This window comes from Euzebya rosea, assembly GCF_003073135.1.
In the GTDB taxonomy this organism is placed as follows: Bacteria; Actinomycetota; Nitriliruptoria; order Euzebyales; family Euzebyaceae; genus Euzebya; species Euzebya rosea.
Map to the genome: position 1 here is coordinate 96,880 of NZ_PGDQ01000004.1, position 18,395 is coordinate 115,274.

Sequence of the window (18,395 nt, forward strand, 5' to 3'; positions counted from 1 at the left end):
AATGAACGTGCCGCGGGGTGCCCCCCTCGGGGCGCTCCTCCGGCGAGGGCACCCTACCCTGTCGTCCCATGAGAGTCGTGCTCCAGCGAGTTCGTTCAGCTGCTGTTTCCGTCGACGGGGCCGTGACCGGCCGGATCGACCACGGGTTGATGGCGCTCGTCGGCGTCGGACAGCGATCCACCGACGCCGACGCCGAGTGGTTGGCGGCCAAGACCCAGGACCTGCGCATCTTCTCCGACGAACAGGGCCGCATGAACCGGTCGGTCCGTGACGTCGGTGGGGGCATCCTGGCGATCAGCCAGTTCACGCTCTACGGCGATGCCCGCAAGGGCCGTCGGCCGTCCTTCGTGGCTGCGGCGGCCCCGGAGCACGGCGCGGCGCTGTACGAGCGGTACTGCGCCGCCCTGGAAGTCCCCGTCGGCAAGGGGGTCTTCGGCGCCGACATGGCGATCGACATGGTCTGCGACGGGCCGGTCACCATCCTGCTCGAGCGCGGCGAGGACTAGTCAGAAGGTGCGTCACCCCACCCGTTGTGCTCGGGCGAACGATGTCCGATGAAGGGGCCATGACCGCGATCGCCACGACGGTGGCGCACCCGGCCCCGGAACCGCGCAGCGTCCGGGGGCGCCGGCGCACGCTCGCGATCCTTGCCGTCGCCGTCCTCGCCGTGCTGGCCGCGCTGTTGATCAGGGACGAGGCTGACCGTCGGGCCCGGGCCGACGCGGTCCTCGACGTCATGGCGCGGGACGCCGGCATGGTCCTGGACGCCTGGTGGGACAATCACCTGACGCTGCAGCGCGCCGCCGGCTTCGGCCTCGACAGCGACGACGCCGAGCAGTTCGGGTCCGCCTGGGACTTCTCCCACGTGCAGTTCGCGCTCCTCCTCGACGGGGACGGCAGGGTGCAGGCCGCCCATCCGGACCGCCCCGACCTGGTGGTGGGCGACGACCTGTCGGGCACCTTCCCCCACATCGATGCGGTGCTGGCCGGCGCGAGGTCGGCGTTCTGGGCCACCGACGACGCGGTGACCGACTCCGGCATCGTCGTGGCCAGCGCGGTGTCCACCGGCTTGTCCGGCGGCGTCGTCACCGCCGCCTTCGACCCGCAGGCCACCGCCCTGCCCCGGTTGCTCTCCGCCACGCTGTCGGAGCTGCCGTCCGCCCGGCTCGCGTTGGTCGAACCGGTCACGGGGGTCACCGTGATCGCCCCTCGTGGCGGGCTGGACGGCGTGGAGACCAGCACCGTCGAGGCGGTCGACGGCGGGTGGCAGGTCACCGTCGCCGCACCCCGAGAGGACCTGTCGAGGCTGGTCGGCGGCACCACGAACCCGGTGGCTCGCGGGGTGATCACCTTCCTCGTGCTGCTGTTCGCCCTGGTGGTCTGGCGTGGCCCCCGGTACCTGGCCGGTGCGGACCGCCGTGCATCGGACGAGGGCGACACGACGGCCCTGCTGGAGACCCAGGAGGCCCTGGAACGTTCCCGCGAGGAGCTGCGGCTGTTCTCCTATCGGGTGGCGCACGACCTCCTCGGGCCGCTGTCGGGGATCAGGGGCCTTGCGGAGATGCTGGCCGAAGGGCGTGTCCGCGACGAGGACGTCCCCGTCGTGACCGCCCGGATGGCCGGCTCCGCCGACGCCGCCGTCGGCATGGTGCGCGCCCTGCTCGGCAACGCCGAACGCCTCGGCGGCGAACGGCGGACCGACGTCGAGCTGTCCGTCCTGCACGACTGGCTCCAGCGGATGGTGGCCACCCAGCTGGCCGAGACCAGCGGATCGGTCGACCTCGACACCGAGCTCCACACGTTGTCCCTGCCGGAGCAGACCGTCAGGACGGTCCTGCTCAACCTCGTCGGCAACGCCCTGAAGTACCGACGTCCGCACGTGCCGCCCCGCGTGACCGTGGCCGTGCGCGTCCTGGAGGACGCCACGGTGGCCGGTCCGGAGGCGACCGCGGAGTTCACCGTGCGGGACAACGGCGTCGGCGTCGCACCCGACGCGCTGCCCCGGATGTTCGAGCGCGGAGAGCGACTGCACGCCGACGCTCGCACCGACGGCCACGGATCCGGCCTGGCCGAGTGCCGCCGCCTCCTGACCGTGCTCGGCGGCCGCATCGAGGCCACCACCAACGACGACCACGGGCTGACCGTCACGTTCACCGTTCCCGTGGCGGCGACCACCTCCGAGGCGACCGTTGCAGGCTTTACACGCAAGAAACATTGAAGCAATCCGAGCGGAACGGCTGCTCCTTACGTTTCCTCCCACAGTACGGATCCCATAGCCGTTGCGGATCCGTCGCCCCTCCAGGAGGTAACGGTTTTGCGACTCAAGCTCATGGCCACTCTGATGGCCGCCATGTCCGCCCTGCTGGTCCTTGCCGGACCAGCCGCGGCCCAGGAGACGGCCACCGTCGAGGACGTGGCGCTCGTCCAGTTCAACCTCGACGTCGTCTTCTTCATGCTGGCCGCCGGCCTCGTCTTCTGGATGCAGGCGGGCTTCGCCATGCTGGAGACGGGCATGACCCGCTCGAAGAACGCCGCCAACATCATGATGAAGAACATGGCGGACGCCTGCTTCGGCATCATCGCCTACTTCCTGCTCGGCTTCGGCCTCATGTACGGCGCGTCCGCCGGCGGGTTCATCGGTACCGACACGTTCGCCCTGTCGGCAGGTAGCTACTCCGAGCTCGGCCTGTACGGCGGTGACGCCTTCCTGGCCGCGGACTTCATCTTCCAGGCCGTGTTCGCCGCCACGACGGCGACGATCGTCTCCGGCGCCGTCGCCGGTCGCATGAAGTTCGGCGGCTACCTCGTCGTCACCCTGCTGATGACCACCCTGATCTACCCGATCATCGGCCACTGGCAGTGGGGTGGCGGCTGGCTCAGCGAGCTCGGCTTCTACGACTTCGCCGGCTCGACCCTCGTCCACATGACGGGTGGTGTCGCTGCCCTCGTGATCGCTGGCATCCTCGGCCCGCGAATCGGCAAGTTCGCCAAGGACGGCAAGCCCCGCGCGATCCCCGGCCACTCGATGCCGCTGGCGACGCTGGGCATGTTCGCCCTGTTCTGGGGCTGGTTCGGCTTCAACGGCGGCTCGGTCCTGGCCGCTGACGGTGCCCTCGTCGGCCCCGTGCTGCTGACCACGCTCCTCGCCGGCTGCGCCGGTGGTGGCACCGCGATGGTCTTCACCTGGGTCCGCTACGGCAAGCCCGACATCGGCATGACCATCAACGGCGTCCTGGCCGGCCTCGTCGGCATCACCGCCGGTGCGGACCAGGTCGGTCCGATCGCTGCACTCGTCATCGGTGTGATCGCCGGTGTGCTGGTCGCCCTGGCCGTCCCCGCCGTCGACCGCCTCGGCATCGACGACGCGGTGGGTGCGTTCTCCGTCCACGGCGTCAACGGTGCCTGGGGCACCCTGGCCGTCGGTATCTGGGCCAACACCGGCGAGGAGGGCCTGACGGGCCTCTGGCACGGTGGCGGCGCTGGCCTGCTCGTCGACCAGCTGATCGGTGTCGTCGCCGTCGCGGCCTTCGCTGCGGCCTGCTCCGCCGTCCTCGCCTTCGGCCTCAAGGCCACCAAGAACCTGCGGGTCTCGGAGGCCGAGGAGATCGAGGGCCTCGACATCCACGAGCACGGCATGTACGGCTACCCCGAGGCCGCCCTGGGTGCCTCGGCCTATCCGGGCGGTCCGGTCACGGCCCCGACCGGTGAGGTCGCGGTCAGCCTGCCCGCAGCCGACGCCCGTTCCGAGGAACCGGTCTAGCCACACCATCGACCCATCACGCACGCAACGCGGGCCGCACTCCATCCGGGGTGCGGCCCGCGGCGTTGCCCAGCACGTCGAGGACCCACCGGGCCCCAGAACCGCCCGTTCCCGGCCTCCGCCGAGGAGCGAGGTGTTCGGGGCACTCGTCCACTAGGATCACGCCCATGGATCGGCAGCAGCAGTACGTTCTCCGCACCGTCGACGAGCGCGACATCGGCTTCGTCCGGCTGTGGTTCACCGACGTGCTCGGCAGCCTCAAGTCGGTTGCCGTCACGGAGTCCGAGGTCGAGGGTGCCTTCGCGGAGGGCATCGGGTTCGACGGCAGCGCCGTCGACGGCTTCGCCCGCGTGCAGGAGTCCGACATGCTGGCGCGTCCCGACGCCTCGACCTTCCAGGTGCTGCCGTGGAAGGAGGGGTCCCCGGGTGTCGCCCGGATGTTCTGTGACATCTACCGGCCCGAGGGCGAACCCTTCGCCGCCGACCCCCGGCAGGTCCTGAAGCGCAACCTGTCCAAGGCGTCCCAGATGGGGTTCACCTTCTACGTGCACCCCGAGATCGAGTTCTTCCTCTTCAAGGGCGCCGACGACCCGACCCCGCTGGACCGCGGCGGCTACTTCGACCTGACGCCCAACGAGATCCAGTCCGACTTCCGCCGGCAGGCCATCACCATGCTGGAGAAGATGGGCATCTCGGTGGAGTACTCCCACCACGAGGTCGCGCCGTCCCAGCACGAGATCGACCTGCGGTACGCCGACGCGCTGACGATGGCCGACAACATCATGACGTACCGCCACGTCATCAAGCAGACCGCCATGCGCCTCGGCGTGCACGCCTCGTTCATGCCCAAGCCCCTCACGGGCGAGTGGGGCAGCGCGATGCACACGCACCTGTCGTTGTTCGACGGCGACTCCAACGCCTTCTACGACCCCGACGACCCCTACCGGCTGTCGGAGACCGCCAAGCACTTCACGGCCGGGCTGCTGCGGCATGCCCGCGAGATCACCGCGGTGACGTGCCAGTGGGTCAACTCCTACAAGCGCCTCGTGCCCGGCTACGAGGCCCCCGTGTTCATCTCGTGGGGTCGGCACAACCGCTCCAGCCTGATCCGCATCCCCCAGTACAAGCCGACCAAGGCCGCGTCGACGCGGGTGGAGTACCGGGCCCCCGACCCGGCCTGCAACCCCTACCTGGCCTTCTCCGTCCTGCTCGCCGCGGGCCTCAAGGGCATCGAGGAGGGCTACGAGCTGCCACCCGAAGCCGAGGACAACATCTACGAGATGACCGAGGCCGAGCGGCGTGCAGCGGGGATCACGTCCCTGCCGGCGTCGTTGGACCAGGCGCTCAGCGTCATGGAGGAGTCCGAGCTGGTCGCCGAGGCCCTCGGCGAGCACGTCTTCGACTACTTCCTGCGCAACAAGTGGCAGGAGTGGGAGGAGTACCGCTCGCAGGTGACGCCCTTCGAGCTCGAGCGGTACCTGCCGACGCTGTGACTCCGTGAGCATCGAGCTCGGTCCTGCAGCCAACGCGGACTGGGCGGTCCGCACGCTGGAACGCATCCGCGAGACCTCTCGCGAGACGTTCGTCCGCCTGGAACACGACCCCGAACTGGCGCGGACGGTCGTGGTGGTCACGGGCGCCTCCGAGGCGCTCGGCGACCAGATCGTCCGCCACCCCGACCTCCTCGACGTGCTCGACGACGTCGCCGAGCCGTGGTCGGCCGAGGAGGTGGCCACGCGCGCCAGGACGGCGGTCGACGACCGCCGTCCGGACCAGGCAGACGATCCCGACGCCGTGGCCGCGGAGGCGATGGCCGGTACGCAGCGGGCCGGCCTGCTCCGCATCGCCGCCCGGGACATGCTGGGACTGGCCGACACCCCACAGACCGCCGAGGAGCTCGCGGACCTCGCGGACGGCATGATCGTGTGCGCCCACGCCCTGGCTGCGGAGGGTGCCGCCGGCACCGACGCGGAGCTCGCCGTCCTCGCGATGGGCAAGCTGGGCGGTGAGGAGCTCAACTACGTCTCCGACGTCGACGTGCTGTTCGTGCACCGCGGTGACACGCCCACGGCGGAGCGGATGGCCAAGCGCATCCTGCACATCCTCGGGACCCACACCCCACGCGGGGCCGTCTACGAGATGGACGCGAACCTGCGGCCCGAGGGACGCAACGGACCGATCACCCGCACCATCGAGAGCTACCGGGCCTACTACGAGCGCTGGGCCAAGACCTGGGAGTTCCAGAGCCTCCTGAAGATGCGTCCGGTGGCCGGTCCCGCTGACCTCGGCGAGGACTTCGAGCAGCTGGTCGCCCCCTTCCTGTGGCCCGACTCGCTGGGGGCCGACGCCGTGGAGGAGATCCAGCAGATGAAGCGGCGGGTCGAGACCTCGCGCCCGGTCACGCGCGACGGCAGCCGCCAGCTGAAGCTCGCCCCCGGGGGTCTGCGCGACATCGAGTTCGCCACGCAGCTGCTGCAGCTCGTGCACGGGCCGGCCGACCCGTCGCTGCGACTGCGCGGCACCGTGCCGGCCCTCGACGCGCTGGCGAGGGGCGGCTACGTCGACGACGGCGACGCCGCCCTGTTCACCGACGCCTACCTGTTCCTGCGGACCGTCGAACACCGCCTGCAGCTGCGCCAGCTGCGACGGACCCACACCATCCCCGACGACCCCAGCGACCTGCAACGCGTCGCCCGCACGATGGGCTTCCGGGACCTGCCCGCACGCACGGCAGCGGAGTCGTTCTCCAAGGAGCTGGCCCGGGTGCGGAGCGGGGTCCGACGGTTGCACGAGCAGCTCTTCTACCGGCCACTCCTGTCGACCCTGGCCTCCTACGGCACCGAGGAGCGGGTCGTCGCCGCGGGACGCTTCGACAAGGAGGCCGCGGCCGCACGCCTGGCCGCCCTGTCGTTCGCCTCGCCCGGACAGGCGCTGCGCCACCTCGAGGCGATGGTCCAGGGTGGCGGGCGGACGGCCCGTCAGCTGCGCGTCGTGCTGCCGACGATGCTCGAGGCGTTGTCGGACCAGCCCGATCCCGACGGGGGACTGGCCGCGCTCCGCAGCCTGACCGACCAGCTGAAGGACAACCCGCGGTTCGTCCGGACCATCAGGGACAACCCGCCGGCGGCCAGGCTGCTGGCCAGGATCCTGGGGGCGAGCCCACGGCTGGGGGAGTGGCTCGGCCGGCAGCCCGAGGTCCTGCAGCTGCTCGACGACGAGGAGGTGCTGGCACGGTCCCACACGCGCGAGGACGTCATCGGTGGCGTCGAGGGGCTGCTGAAGCGCGGCGGGGGACGGGTCAGCCGCGAGGCGCTGCGACGGCTGAAGCGCCGCGAGGCCCTGCGCACCGCGATGCGTGACGTCAACGGGGCTGCCGATGTCCCCGAGATCGGCAGGGCGCTGACATGGCTCGGCGAGGCGTTGCTGCACGCGGCCCTGTCGACCATCGTCCCCGACGAGGTCCGCATCGCCGTCATCGGGATGGGTCGCTTCGGGGCCGGCGAGCTCGCGCACTCCTCGGACCTCGACGTCATCGTGGTGCACGACGGGCCGACCCCGGTGGCGGAGCACGCCATGGAGGAGGTGCTGGAGTTCCTGTCCGCCGTGACCCCCGAGGGCTCGGCGTTCCGGGTCGACCCGGACCTGCGGCCCGAGGGCCGTCGTGGGCCGCTGACCCGAACCCTGGAGTCCTACGCCGCCTACTACGAGCGCTGGGGCCAGGACTGGGAGCTGCAGGCGCTGACCCAAGCCCGTCCCGTCGCCGGCGACCCCGAGCTGGGTCAGGCGTTCATGGACCTGATCACCCCGCTCGTGTACGCCGACCCCATGCCGGTCGACCGCCTCGTCGCGATCCGCACCATGAAGGCGCGCGTCGAACGCGAGCGCGCGGGTCGCAAGGGTGTGCAGCCGGCACGTCGAACCCCTCGGCGGCGGGCCGCGACCCTGCGTCGTGACCAGGTCGGGATCCGCGCGCGGGACGCCAGCCAACGTCGGTCGTTGCCCAACGCCTCCTCCACCGACGACCTGAAGCTCGGGCCGGGCGGCCTCAGCGACGTGGAGTGGACCGTGCAGCTGCTCAGCATGCGGCACGGGGGTGCCGACCCGCTGGTCCGGGGGCCCGGCACCCTCGCCGGCCTGGAACGGCTGGCCGCGGCCGGGATCCTGGCACCCGAGGAGGCCGCGTGGCTGCGCAACGGCTGGCTGCTGCTCTCCCGCCTGCGCAACGGGCTGTACCTGATCAAGGTCCGTGACACCTCGAGCCTGCCCCAGAACCCCGACGTGCTGCGCAAGCTCGCGGCCCTGATGCACTACAGCTCCGCGCAGGCCCTGACCGAGGACGTCGACCGAGCGCGCCGCCGGATCCGCAAGGTGTTCGATCGTCGGTTCTTCGACTGATCCGTGGGCGGCGGCGTCGCGCGATGCCCTGCGCCCGCCGTCGACGGGGATAAGGTGACCCGACCGTGATCGCCGAAATCATCATCATCGTGGGCAGCCTCGACGAGGCCGTGACCTTCTACACCGAGACCGTCGGCCTGGACTACCTGCGACGGGTCCGCGTCGACGACGCAACGGTCGTGATGCTCGGCGCAGGCGGAACCCGCGTGTCGTTGCTGGAGGGCCCCACACCCAGCGTGCGCGTGGTGTTCACCACCGACGACATCGGCGTCGACCATCGACGCCTCGTGCGGCGGGGCACACCGATGCCCATCGAACCGACCCGGGCACGCGGTGGCACCGTGCTGCCGTTCACCGATCCGTGGGGCAACGCACTGGCCTTCTGGGAGACCTCGTGAGCACCGAACACATCGGCCGATTGACCAGCGGACTCGTCATCGGCTGGCGGGAGTGGGTACGCCTGCCCGACCTCGGCATCGTCGTCAAGGCGAAGGTCGACACTGGCGCGCGGACCTCCGCCATCCATGCCACCGACATCGAACGGCACGGCGACGTCGTGCACTTCACCGTGCACCCCCATCAGCGGGACGACGACGACGCCACGCGCGTCAGCGCGCCGCTCGTGGACGTCCGTGAGGTGCGGTCCTCCTCCGGTGCCACGAGCGAGCGCTACGTCGTCCGCACGCCGGTCACGCTGCACCGGCGGCGGTGGACCATCGAGCTGACGCTGGCCAGCCGCGACGACATGGGGTTCCGCATGCTGCTCGGCCGCACCGCCGTCCGCGGGCGGTTCCTCGTCGACCCGGGCGTGTCGTACCTGGCTGGTGACGGCAACCCGTCCGACACGAAAATGTGACGGATCGGCGTCGGAGGCGTCGCCTCCGGAGCCACGGGATTATCGTGCCCGCATGCGTCGTTTGCCGATCCTGGTCCTCACCGCCCTGCTGCTCGTGCCCCTGCTACCGGCCGTCCCGGCCGCCGCGGAGGACTTCCACATCATCAACGGCCAGCCGGCCGATCGGGGCGAGTACCCGGCCATGGCGGCGCTGGTCATCAGGGATCAGGAGTTCCAGTTCTGTGGCGGGACGCTGATCGACGACGAATGGATCCTCACGGCGGCGCACTGCTTCTACGACAGCCGGACCGGCGGATCCCAGATCCCACCCGGCGAGCTCGAGATCGTCATCAACGCCACCAACTGGCGCACCGACAACGCCGCAGGGGTCGAACGGCTCGGCGTGGACCAGATCGCCATCCACCCCGACTACGACGAGTTCCTCACGGTCAACGACATCGCGTTGCTGCACCTCAGCACGCCGTCAGCCACGCCGCCGGCCGCGGTCGTGACCGCTGGGCAGGGCGCGCTGTACGCACCGGGGAGGACGGCGTTCGTCACCGGCTACGGCACGACGACCCCCTTCGGCGAGAACCCATCCGACGTCCTGCTCGAGGTCGACGTCCCGCTGGTCGACGACCAGTCCTGCGCGCAGGGGTACCCCGACCTGGTGTTCGACCGCCACACCTGCGCCGGTGACCCCGGCACCGAGCAGAACCCGGGCAACGACACCTGCCAGGGCGACTCCGGCGGCCCCCTGTGGACCGACGAGAACGGCGTGCTGACGCTCATCGGCATCACCTCCTTCGGGGGCCTCTGCGGTGTGCAGGACCCCGGGGTCTACACCGAGCTGATCACCTACCTCAGCTGGGTGGCCGGCATCATCGACGGGTCGATCCCGATCAACACCCCCACCGACCCGACCACACCCGAGCTGCCGGACGGTGCATCCGCACCGATCGACCGGATCACCTTCGACGACTCCGCGACGTCCGACGCCGTGCTGCAGGCCGTGGCGATCTCGCGCGCCACCTTCCGCGACGACGACGCCCAGTTCGGGGTGATCGCCACGTCCTCGCGGTTCCCGGACGCGCTCGGCGGGTCGTCGCTGGCCTACGGCCTCGGACCGTTGTTGTTCACCAACCCCGACGGCAGCCTCTCGGCGCAGACCGGGACCGAGCTGCAGCGGGCCGTGGTCGCCGGCAGCGAGATCTTCGTCCTCGGCGGCACGGCGGTCATACCGGACGCGACGCTGGATGCGATCCGGCAGCTTGGTTTCACCGTCACCCGCATTGCCGGGACGGGTCGGGAGCAGACCGCGGTCGCGGTCGGCAACCTGATCATCGACCTCTTCGACGGCGCCCTGCCCAACGACACCGTGATCGTCGCGACCGGCGGCAACTGGCCCGACGCGGTCACCGTCGGCCAGATCGGGTCCCGCTGGGGCATGCCGATCCTGCTGACCCCGTCGGACTCCCTCAACGGCGACACCGGGGCGTTCCTGTCCCAGCACCGCCCGTCGACGGTCCTCGTGGCCGGTGGCACGGCGGTCATCTCCGATGGGGTCGTGGCACAGATCGAGGCCATCACCGGTCCGGGCAGCGTCGTGCGGCTGGCCGGGTCGACCAGGCACGGCACTGCGGCTGCCGTCACCGACTACAACATCCGCGAGTACTACGGCGCGACCCAGCCGCCCTACGTCGTGGCGGTGAACCTGCGACGCGAGCCGGACGGGTTCGCCCATGTCCTGGCAGCCTCCATGCTGACCGGGGCCTTCGGTGGGGTCATGGCCACCGTCGAGGGCGACACCGGGGTGGACGTGCCGACGGAGGTCCTCGACTCCATCTGCGGGCTCGACGGGCAGGTCCTCGTGGCGGGCGGCACCGACCTCGTGTCGGACCCCGCCGCCAACCTGGTCCAGGCGGCCTCGGGTGGGGCGGGCTGCAACGCCGTCCGCCAGCTGCGGCTGGGTGACGTCACCTTCTCCTCCATCACCGGGGCCCTCCCCACTCGGCTGTACGAGTTCCAGGGGACCGCCGGGACGACCGTCCGCATCAGGATGGACGCCCTCGGTGACCCGGCCACCGCGGTCGACCCGATCCTGTCGCTGCGCAACGCCGGTGGCGAGATCGCCTTCAACGACGACGACGACTTCGAGCCCGGGCTCAACTCCTTCATCGAGGCACAGCTGCCGACCGACGGGACGTACACGATCGAGGCGAGCAGCTTCGGGGGGAGCACGGGTGACTTCATCCTGAGCCTGGACCCGGCGCCGGTGTTCGAGGACGTCGACACCCTGACCGCCGACCAGCGCGAGATCCACTACCCGATCTCCGCACCTGCCGGAACGCGGATCGTGGTGACCCAACGGGCGCTCGACGGGTTCGTCGACCCGTTGCTCCTGGCGGTCGAGGGCGACCTCGGCAACGTCTTCGACGGCGAGATCGTCGGGTTCAGCGACGACGGCGGTGGGTTCCCCAACGCGCGAATGGACTTCCGGATGCCGGCCAGCGGACGCGTGACCCTCGTCGCCGGCGTGTACGACGACTTCTTCGGCCCGTACTCGCTGGCCGTCTTCAGCCCGACGGGACAGCCCATCCAGTTCGGCTAGGCACAGGCGGATGAGGGGCAGGGGCCGGGTTCGAGGGGAACCCGGCCCCCGCGACGTCCATGGACGAACCGCACCGTCGTGACATATCATCGTGATATCACTTTGATCGCATGGAGGTAGTCGTGTCCGCTGTTGTGTCCCGTCCCGGCCGGTCCGTCGCAGGCATCGGACCGCTGCTGTTCGCCATCGTCGGGGGCCTCCTGGCCGTCGGGCTCGTCATCGCCGGCGGGGTCCGCGCCGCCGACGGGCGGGCCGGGGGCGGCGCGCTCGTGGTCCTCGGGGTGCTGCTGGTCGTCGCCGCGATCCTCGTTGCGGCTGGCCTGTACACCCTCCAGCCCAACCAGGGGGCGGTGCTGACGCTGTTCGGGGACTACCGCGGCACCGACGTGACCGCCGGGCTGCGGTTCGCCAACCCGCTGTACCGCAAGCGGATCGTCAGCCTGCGCGTGCGCAACTTCACCACCGAGAGCTCGAAGGTCAACGACGCCAACGGCAACCCGATCATGATCGCGGCCGTGGTGGTGTGGAAGGTCGTCGACACGGCCAAGGCCGTGTTCGGCGTCGACGACTTCATCGACTACGTGCACATCCAGTCGGAGTCCGCCGTGCGTCAGCTGGCCCGCTCCTACCCCTACGACAGCTTCGACGACGTGGCCGTGACGACGCTGATCGGGGACACCGGAGAGGTCAACGACGACCTCCTCGCGGAGCTGCAGGAGCGTGCGGACGAGGCCGGCGTGCTGGTCACCGAGGCCAGGATCACCGACCTCAGCTACGCGCCGGAGATCGCCGAGGCGATGCTGCGCCGCCAGCAGGCGTCGGCGATCGTGGCCGCACGCGCGAAGATCGTGGAGGGGGCGGTCCTGATGGTCCGAGACGCCATCGAGCAGCTCGAGGCAGGGACGACCGACGGGGACGCCATCCCGCTGGACAACGACCGCAAGGCCACGTTCGCCTCGAACCTCATGACCGTCATCGCCAGCGACAACCCGACCAGCCCAGTGGTCAACGTCGGCACCCTGTCGCGGTGACGGCACCGACCCTCACCGACGCCACGTGGCCGCCCCCAAGCGCAAGCAGTTCCCCCTGCGGATCCCGCAGGAGCTCTACGACGTCTACGAGTCCTGGGCAGGCGACGAGTTCCGTTCGGTGAACGCCCAGATCGAGGCGGTGCTCGTCGATGCCGCGAGGCGGTCGGGGCGACTGCGGCGCCGCCGGCCGGCGGACACGGAGCGGGCCGACGTGGACGTGGACCCCGAACGCTGACTGGCCGCCCCGTGGGGCGGCCAGTCGCGATGTGCCGGTGGTGGCGGGACTACCGGACCGGGTCGGTCGGGGTCTCGCTGGGCGAGGGGCTCTCGCTCGGGGTCGGCTGGTCGGTCGTGGTCGGCAGCGGAACGGGCAGGCCGGTCTCGGTCTCCGTCGGCTGCGGGTCGGTTTCGGTCTCGGTCGGGACCGGCTCGGTCTCGCTCTCGGTGCCGTCGGCCGCGCGGGCCGCGGTGGCCGCGTCCTCGAGGACCTGTTCACAGACCGCATCCTCGCCACCCAGGGCGATGACGTTGGTCGGGGCCAGACGGGTGATCTCGTCGGCGGTCACGGTCGGCAGCTCGTCGCACTGGGGAACCAGCAGGACCGGGCCACCGGTCACCGACGCGGCCGAGAGCGCGTCGGGGAAGGCGTCGGCACGGGCGAGGAAGACGTTCTCCGAGCCGTTGGGGAACTGGTATTCACTGATCGCCACCGACGTCTCGAAGCGGGTCTCCCCGCCGAGGCGCTCGGTGTTCACCTCGCCGCCGGGGAACGGCAGCGGCTGTGAGCTGGCGGTGGTTGCGCCGAACGTCCAGCCGGCAACGGCCAGGAGCAGGGCGACCAGACCACCGATCAGGAGGGGCCTCTTGGACTGCGTCATCACGTGCACCTTTCTGGAAGGAAAAGGGGTACGCGTATCGATGTATCCGCATGCCGCAGACCGAAACGCGGCCATCCGGTCCACGAACCCGTCAACGGTCGCTTGGACGACTCCTCAGGCGGTGGACCTGGTCCAGTGGGCACGGGAGCGGTCGTCGATGGGGGAGTCCAGCGCACGCCGGACCATCGCCGGGTCCGGCGAGGTCGCGTGGTGGAGGTCCCACACCTCCAGCCCCGTGACGTTGGTCGTCGGGGCTGGATCGACCACCAGGCGCTGGCCGGCGGCGAGCCGGCCGGGGGCGATGACCCGGAGGTACCAGCCCGGCCGCCGTTCCGCCGTGAACTGCTTGACCCACCCTCGCGAGGCGTCGGGTCCCACCAGCTCGCCCATGCGCGCGGCGAACGTGACACACGGAATGCGCGGCGCCGCCACCTCGAGGACCACCCCGTCGACGGCGAACCGGTCCCCGATGCGGATCGGGTCGTGGGGCCACCGATCGACCGTGACGTTCTCGCCGAACGCGCCGTTGGGCAGCTCGGCGTCGAGCTGGGACTCGAAGACCTCGTAGTCGCTCCGCGCGTAGGCGTACACGGCCTGACCCGGCCCGCCATGGTGCTCGGTGGCGACGATGTCGTCGCCCTGGACCCCGTCGTGCTGGACGTCGATCGCAGGGACGAGTTGCTTGTCGATGCCCGTGTGGATCACGGTCCGACCGCTGATGACGTCGCGCGCGCGGCCGGTCTGCACGGAGATGATCTGCATGGGGTCCACGCTATCGGCACGGCAATCCCCACGGAACGTCGCAACCCCCACCGCCGGAGCGGAGGGGGTTGCGGGCCGGTCCGGGGACCGAGGGACCTACAGCTTGGCCAGCGCCGAGCAGACGGTCTCGGTCATCAGGGCCGTGATGACGTAGGGGTCGGCGTTGGCGTTGGGCCGACGGTCCTCGATGTAGCCCTTCTTGTCCTGCTCCACCTGCCACGGGATGCGGATGGACGCGCCACGGTCGGACACGCCGTAGCTGAACTGGTCGTAGCGCTGGGTCTCGTGGGCACCGGTCAGGCGCTCCTCGATGCCGACGCCGTACCCGGCCAGGTGCTTCTCCGGGATGCCGTCGGCGCCGAGGGCGTCGCAGGCGGCGATGATCGCGTCGTAGCCCTCGCGCATCGCGTTGGTCGAGAAGTTGGTGTGCATGCCGGCGCCGTTCCAGTCGCCCTTCATGGGCTTGGCGGCCAGCGACATCTCGACGTTGTACTTCTCGCCCAAGCGGAACAGCAGGTAGCGGGCGATCCACAGGTGGTCGGCAACGGCCAGGGTGTCGGCCGGGCCGATCTGGAACTCCCACTGACCGGGCATGACCTCGGCGTTGGTGCCGGAGATCGCCAGGCCCGCCTCGATGCAGAGTGTGGTGTGCTCCTCCACGATCTGGCGACCGTGGATCTTGGCGGCACCGACGCCGCAGTAGTACGGCCCCTGCGGCTCGGGGAACCCGTTGGCGGGGAAGCCGGCCGGCCACCCGTTCAGGTCCAGCATCGTGTACTCCTGCTCGAGGCCGAACCACGGTTCCTGGTCGGCGTACTTCTCGAGGGCCTCACGGGCCTTGGCGCGCGTGTTCGTCGGGTGCGGCGACAGGTCCTTGGTCAGGGCCGTCTCGCACATGACGAGGACGTTGTCACCGCCACGGATGGGGTCGGGGCAGGTGAAGACCGGCTGCAGGACGACATCGGAGTTGTCGCCGGTTGCCTGGTTGGTCGACGAACCGTCGAACCCCCAGATCCCGGGCTCGGCGCCGTCGGCGAGGATCTTGGTCTTCGAGCGGATCTCGGCGGTGGGCTCCGTCCCGTCGATCCAGAGGTATTCAGCACGGTAGGTCATGGATGGCTCCAGTCAGTTCACGATTGGACACGTGGACGACAGCGTCAGCCCCTCCTGTTTCATACATGTTTCGTTGACAGGTCCGGTCCGCTAAATGTCGTCGCGCCCGAGGGTCGTCCCGTACGAGGGGCCAGTCGACGACCCGTCGGTGGGAAGGGCCGGCTGCCACATCTCGACCGGGGTCAGGAGGGTCGTCAGCGACGGGCGACCGTCGAGGTCGAGGGCTCGGTAGAGGCGCGACAGGGTGTTGCTGACCGTCCGGCGCGACAGCGTCATCCTGTCGGCGATCTGCTGGTCTGACGCCCCGCGCGCCGCGAGGCGTCCCATCTCCAGCTGGCGTGGCGATGCAGGACCGGGCAGGTGGGGCAGGCCGGGCAGCGCCACCCCGTCCAGGGTCACCCCGACGTGCTGCGCGTCCAGCCGGTCGGACAGGTCCCCGCGGCGACGTCCCCGCAGGGCTGCCGCGGCGGGGCCGACCATGCCAGCGGCTGCCATCTCGCGTGCCGCCCGGAGTGCTTCGGCCGGGTGGCCGGCACGGATGGCCTCGACCAGGCCAGGCCACCGATCGGCCGCGCCGGACGTCGACGGGGCCGGCAGCGACCTGTCGACGTCACCTCCGCCATCGCCGTGCACGCCGCAGGCGGCGAGCATCCACACGACCTGGGGACGTCCGAGGCGGTCGTAGCGTTCGAGCCCGGCGCCGAACGCGTCCTGCTCCAGCCGACGATGTGCACCGGCGACCTCGAGGGCCACCACGTCGATGGTCGACCGCGCCAGCGCGTTCGTCGGGGCCGCTGCGGCCCGTGCCTCGGCCAGCAGCCCGGGGGCAGCGGCGGCATCGCCGGTGTGCACGGCGGCAAGGGCTGCGTAGGCGAGGCAGAACGCCCGCAGGTCATAGCGATCCACGGGGCGCAGGGCCGCGGCCGCCCGTCGTGCCAGCGACCCGCCGGTGACGGGGTGGCCAGCCGCGACCAGCATGCCTGCGGCCAGGCTCCACCAGGCGGCGGTGGTCGCGGCGTCGCGGCTGCGGGCGGCGATCGCCATCTCGCGCTCGTCGAGGGCCATCGTGGCGTCCGGGCCGTCGACGAAGAACGTCGACCAGTGCACTGCGGCAAGGGTCTCCCATCGCTCGGAGGCCGCGGCACCGGCTGCCGACAGCAGGTGCTCGAGGCGATCAGCCGTCTCGTGGGGGAGCCAGCCACGCTGGACCATGACGGCCACCCCCTGCGCCTTGCCGACCTCCAGCGCTGTCCGGGGCGAGTCGGCCTCGTCGCTGTCGGGCACCTCGACGGCGTCGAGGTCGTGGCCGTAGCCGATGAGGGTGACCACGCGGGCGCGCAGCCGGCGGACGAGGTCGCGGTCGGTCACGTGCGACAGCGCACGATCGATGCAGCCCCGGGCCGCGCGCACGTCACCCAGGACGTGGGCGTGGAGCATCGCCAGCAGCATGGCGGCATCGGTCGCCACCTCCGGGGCGACGCCATCGGCTCCCAGGCGGGTCAGCTCGGCGACCGCGGTCTCCGCCTCGCCCATGGCCAGCGTCGCACGGGCGGCGACGAGGGCCAGGTCGTCGTCCAGCGGACGTGGCAGCGGGGCCAGCGCCTCGAGCACGTCGCGCGGGAGCTGCTCCGCCAACGATGCGAGCGCGTCCGCGTCGGGGACGGCGCGGTCGTCGACCTCGCTGGCGGGCAGCAGGGGAAGCGGGGTGCCCGTGTGCTCGGCGGCGTCGCGGAGCCGCGCGAGCAGGGCAGCGCGGTTCAGGCTGGCCCGCTCGAGCAGGCGGTGCTGGAGGAACCGATCCCGGACCCTCAGCAGTCCCTCGACGTCGGTGAGCAGCTCCCCTTCCACGGCTCGACGCACGGCGCCTTCGTCGCCGATGCGGGTCAGCGCCACCGGTGCGACGACCCCGGCCACGGCAACGGCCTGCAGCACCTCCTCCATTCCGGGGGCCAGCGCGCCGATCTGGCCGTCGATGATCTCCCGCAGGACCGGGGGCATCGGGGCGTCGTCGCCGAACCAGCCGGTGCGCAGGGCGTGCAGGAACCACAGCGGGGCCCCGTCGGCCGCGTCCAGCGCCCGCTGGACCAGCGCCGGATCGGTGCCGGACGGCGCCAGGGTGGCCAGTCCTTCGTCGTCCAGCGGAGGGATGTGGACCCGCACGAGGCTGTCATCGGCGAGCAGGCGGCCGAGCTCGTCCAGGCGCGTGTCCAGCGTGGCGGAGGCGACCAGCGCGACGACCCCTGCACGCACGCCGTCGACGAGCAGGCGTGCCGTCCACGGGTCCAGCTGTGGCCAACCCTCGACCATGACGACGAGCGGGCCGGCCTCGGCCCTGGACTCCAGCCCGCGGAGGGCGATCGCCACGCGCGCCGCAGGATCGCTGGACGTCGAGGGGGCCACCAGGCCGCCGATGCCGGCCGCGGCGAGGGGATGGTCAACCAGCCGCGGCGAGCCGGTCACCAAGGCGGTTTCGCTGTCGACGGCGTCGATCACCGCCCGTGCCACCGTCGTCGTGCCCACGCCCGGGCGTCCGACGAGCAGCACGGACCGGCCGTCGGCGAGCAGGTCCAGCGCCAGCCCCAGCTCTCGCTCGCGTCCCTGCACAACTTCTCCGACCGGTCCTCTTCGCGCCTGACAGGCGGTTGAGTATGTCACCGGGCGCCGTTGAGCATGTCCTCCACGCCCTCCGGACGTCACGCTGGGTCACCGATCCACCCCACGACTCGGAGACATCGATGCCCCACAGCTCGTCCCTGCGCACGTGGCTCGCTGCCGCGACGAGCTTCGTGCTCGGGCTTGCCCTCCTGGTGGCTCCCGGGGCCAGGGCGAGGGCCGTCGGCGCCATCGACCGGACCGGACAGGTCACCGGCGGGACGTTCCTGGTCGACACCGATCGAAACCTCGAACGGGCGGGGTGCCTGCAGCCGATCTGCTGACACGAGGACTGAGGGGGAGGGGCCGGACTGAGGAGTCCGGCCCCTTTCGTCGTCCATCGCCGCAGCGAGCGCGT

General features: G+C 71.0%; 15 protein-coding genes. 11 read left to right on the plus strand and 4 right to left on the minus strand.

Annotated features, from left to right (window positions below; translation table 11 throughout):
• Positions 1–68: 68 nt before the first annotated feature.
• The 10 genes from dtd (at position 69) to CUC05_RS05510 (ending at position 12,867) form a co-directional block, all read left to right on the plus strand.
• The gene (gene dtd, locus CUC05_RS05465) at positions 69–506 is read left to right on the plus strand and encodes a D-aminoacyl-tRNA deacylase (protein WP_108665076.1); all 438 of its coding nucleotides are present in this window, start codon (positions 69–71) and stop codon (positions 504–506) included.
• Positions 507–565: 59 nt separating this feature from the next.
• Positions 566–2,218 (plus strand): sensor histidine kinase, encoded by a 1,653-nt coding sequence (locus tag CUC05_RS05470; RefSeq protein ID WP_108665077.1) that lies wholly within the window; start codon positions 566–568, stop codon positions 2,216–2,218.
• A 111-nt stretch (positions 2,219–2,329) separates the two neighbouring features.
• Entirely contained in the window at positions 2,330–3,760 is a 1,431-nt protein-coding gene (locus tag CUC05_RS05475; RefSeq protein ID WP_108665078.1) for an ammonium transporter, read from the plus strand.
• Between the two features lie 167 nt (positions 3,761–3,927).
• Positions 3,928–5,253, plus strand: a complete 1,326-nt coding sequence (locus CUC05_RS05480) for a glutamine synthetase family protein (protein ID WP_108665079.1) — start codon at positions 3,928–3,930, stop codon at positions 5,251–5,253.
• Positions 5,254–5,257: 4 nt separating this feature from the next.
• Positions 5,258–8,155, plus strand: a complete 2,898-nt coding sequence (locus CUC05_RS05485) for a bifunctional [glutamine synthetase] adenylyltransferase/[glutamine synthetase]-adenylyl-L-tyrosine phosphorylase (protein WP_108665080.1) — start codon at positions 5,258–5,260, stop codon at positions 8,153–8,155.
• A gap of 65 nt (positions 8,156–8,220) precedes the next feature.
• Complete coding sequence (locus CUC05_RS05490) at positions 8,221–8,553, plus strand: VOC family protein (RefSeq protein WP_108665081.1); 333 nt, start codon at positions 8,221–8,223, stop codon at positions 8,551–8,553.
• Positions 8,550–9,011, plus strand: a complete 462-nt coding sequence (locus CUC05_RS05495) for an ATP-dependent zinc protease family protein (RefSeq protein WP_205712143.1) — start codon at positions 8,550–8,552, stop codon at positions 9,009–9,011. The genes CUC05_RS05490 and CUC05_RS05495 overlap by 4 nt, the downstream gene beginning before the upstream one ends.
• A 52-nt stretch (positions 9,012–9,063) precedes the next feature.
• Positions 9,064–11,601, plus strand: coding sequence for a trypsin-like serine protease (locus CUC05_RS05500; protein WP_108665082.1), 2,538 nt, complete (start codon positions 9,064–9,066; stop codon positions 11,599–11,601).
• Between the two features lie 122 nt (positions 11,602–11,723).
• The gene (locus CUC05_RS05505) at positions 11,724–12,632 is read left to right on the plus strand and encodes an SPFH domain-containing protein (RefSeq protein WP_157965240.1); all 909 of its coding nucleotides are present in this window, start codon (positions 11,724–11,726) and stop codon (positions 12,630–12,632) included.
• 25 nt (positions 12,633–12,657) lie between these two features.
• Positions 12,658–12,867 carry a type II toxin-antitoxin system antitoxin gene (locus CUC05_RS05510; protein ID WP_108665084.1) on the plus strand — a complete coding sequence of 70 codons (210 nt, stop codon included), beginning with the start codon at positions 12,658–12,660 and terminating at the stop codon, positions 12,865–12,867.
• A 49-nt stretch (positions 12,868–12,916) separates the two neighbouring features.
• Here CUC05_RS05510 and CUC05_RS05515 read toward each other — a convergent pair whose 3' ends face one another.
• From CUC05_RS05515 to CUC05_RS05530, 4 genes are all read right to left on the minus strand, one after another.
• Entirely contained in the window at positions 12,917–13,510 is a 594-nt protein-coding gene (locus CUC05_RS05515; protein WP_170127926.1) for a cell wall-binding repeat-containing protein, read from the minus strand.
• A 114-nt stretch (positions 13,511–13,624) separates the two neighbouring features.
• Positions 13,625–14,272, minus strand: a complete 648-nt coding sequence (locus tag CUC05_RS05520; protein ID WP_157965241.1) for an MOSC domain-containing protein — start codon at positions 14,270–14,272, stop codon at positions 13,625–13,627.
• A gap of 96 nt (positions 14,273–14,368) precedes the next feature.
• Complete coding sequence (gene glnII / locus CUC05_RS05525; RefSeq protein WP_108665087.1) at positions 14,369–15,385, minus strand: glutamine synthetase GlnII; 1,017 nt, start codon at positions 15,383–15,385, stop codon at positions 14,369–14,371.
• A gap of 90 nt (positions 15,386–15,475) precedes the next feature.
• Positions 15,476–17,989: a helix-turn-helix transcriptional regulator gene (locus CUC05_RS05530; RefSeq protein WP_108665088.1), complete on the minus strand. Its 2,514-nt coding sequence runs from the start codon at positions 17,987–17,989 to the stop codon at positions 15,476–15,478.
• A 131-nt stretch (positions 17,990–18,120) separates the two neighbouring features.
• Here CUC05_RS05530 and CUC05_RS05535 point away from each other — a divergent pair, with 131 nt between their 5' ends.
• On the plus strand, positions 18,121–18,321 hold the full coding sequence (locus tag CUC05_RS05535; RefSeq protein WP_108665089.1) for a hypothetical protein: 201 nt from the start codon (positions 18,121–18,123) through the stop codon (positions 18,319–18,321).
• Positions 18,322–18,395 lie beyond the last annotated feature (74 nt).

What these genes read in the sequence shown, in the direction of transcription:
- dtd (WP_108665076.1), top strand. Translation starts at nt 69, where the DNA reads ATGAGAGTCGTGCTCCAGCGAGTTCGTTCAGCTGCTGTTTCCGTCGAC.
- CUC05_RS05470 (WP_108665077.1), top strand. Translation starts at nt 566, where the DNA reads ATGACCGCGATCGCCACGACGGTGGCGCACCCGGCCCCGGAACCGCGC.
- CUC05_RS05475 (WP_108665078.1), top strand. Translation starts at nt 2,330, where the DNA reads ATGGCCACTCTGATGGCCGCCATGTCCGCCCTGCTGGTCCTTGCCGGA.
- CUC05_RS05480 (WP_108665079.1), top strand. Translation starts at nt 3,928, where the DNA reads ATGGATCGGCAGCAGCAGTACGTTCTCCGCACCGTCGACGAGCGCGAC.
- CUC05_RS05500 (WP_108665082.1), top strand. Translation starts at nt 9,064, where the DNA reads ATGCGTCGTTTGCCGATCCTGGTCCTCACCGCCCTGCTGCTCGTGCCC.
- CUC05_RS05515 (WP_170127926.1), bottom strand. Translation starts at nt 13,510, where the DNA reads ATGACGCAGTCCAAGAGGCCCCTCCTGATCGGTGGTCTGGTCGCCCTG.
- CUC05_RS05520 (WP_157965241.1), bottom strand. Translation starts at nt 14,272, where the DNA reads ATGCAGATCATCTCCGTGCAGACCGGCCGCGCGCGCGACGTCATCAGC.
- glnII (WP_108665087.1), bottom strand. Translation starts at nt 15,385, where the DNA reads ATGACCTACCGTGCTGAATACCTCTGGATCGACGGGACGGAGCCCACC.
- CUC05_RS05535 (WP_108665089.1), top strand. Translation starts at nt 18,121, where the DNA reads ATGCCCCACAGCTCGTCCCTGCGCACGTGGCTCGCTGCCGCGACGAGC.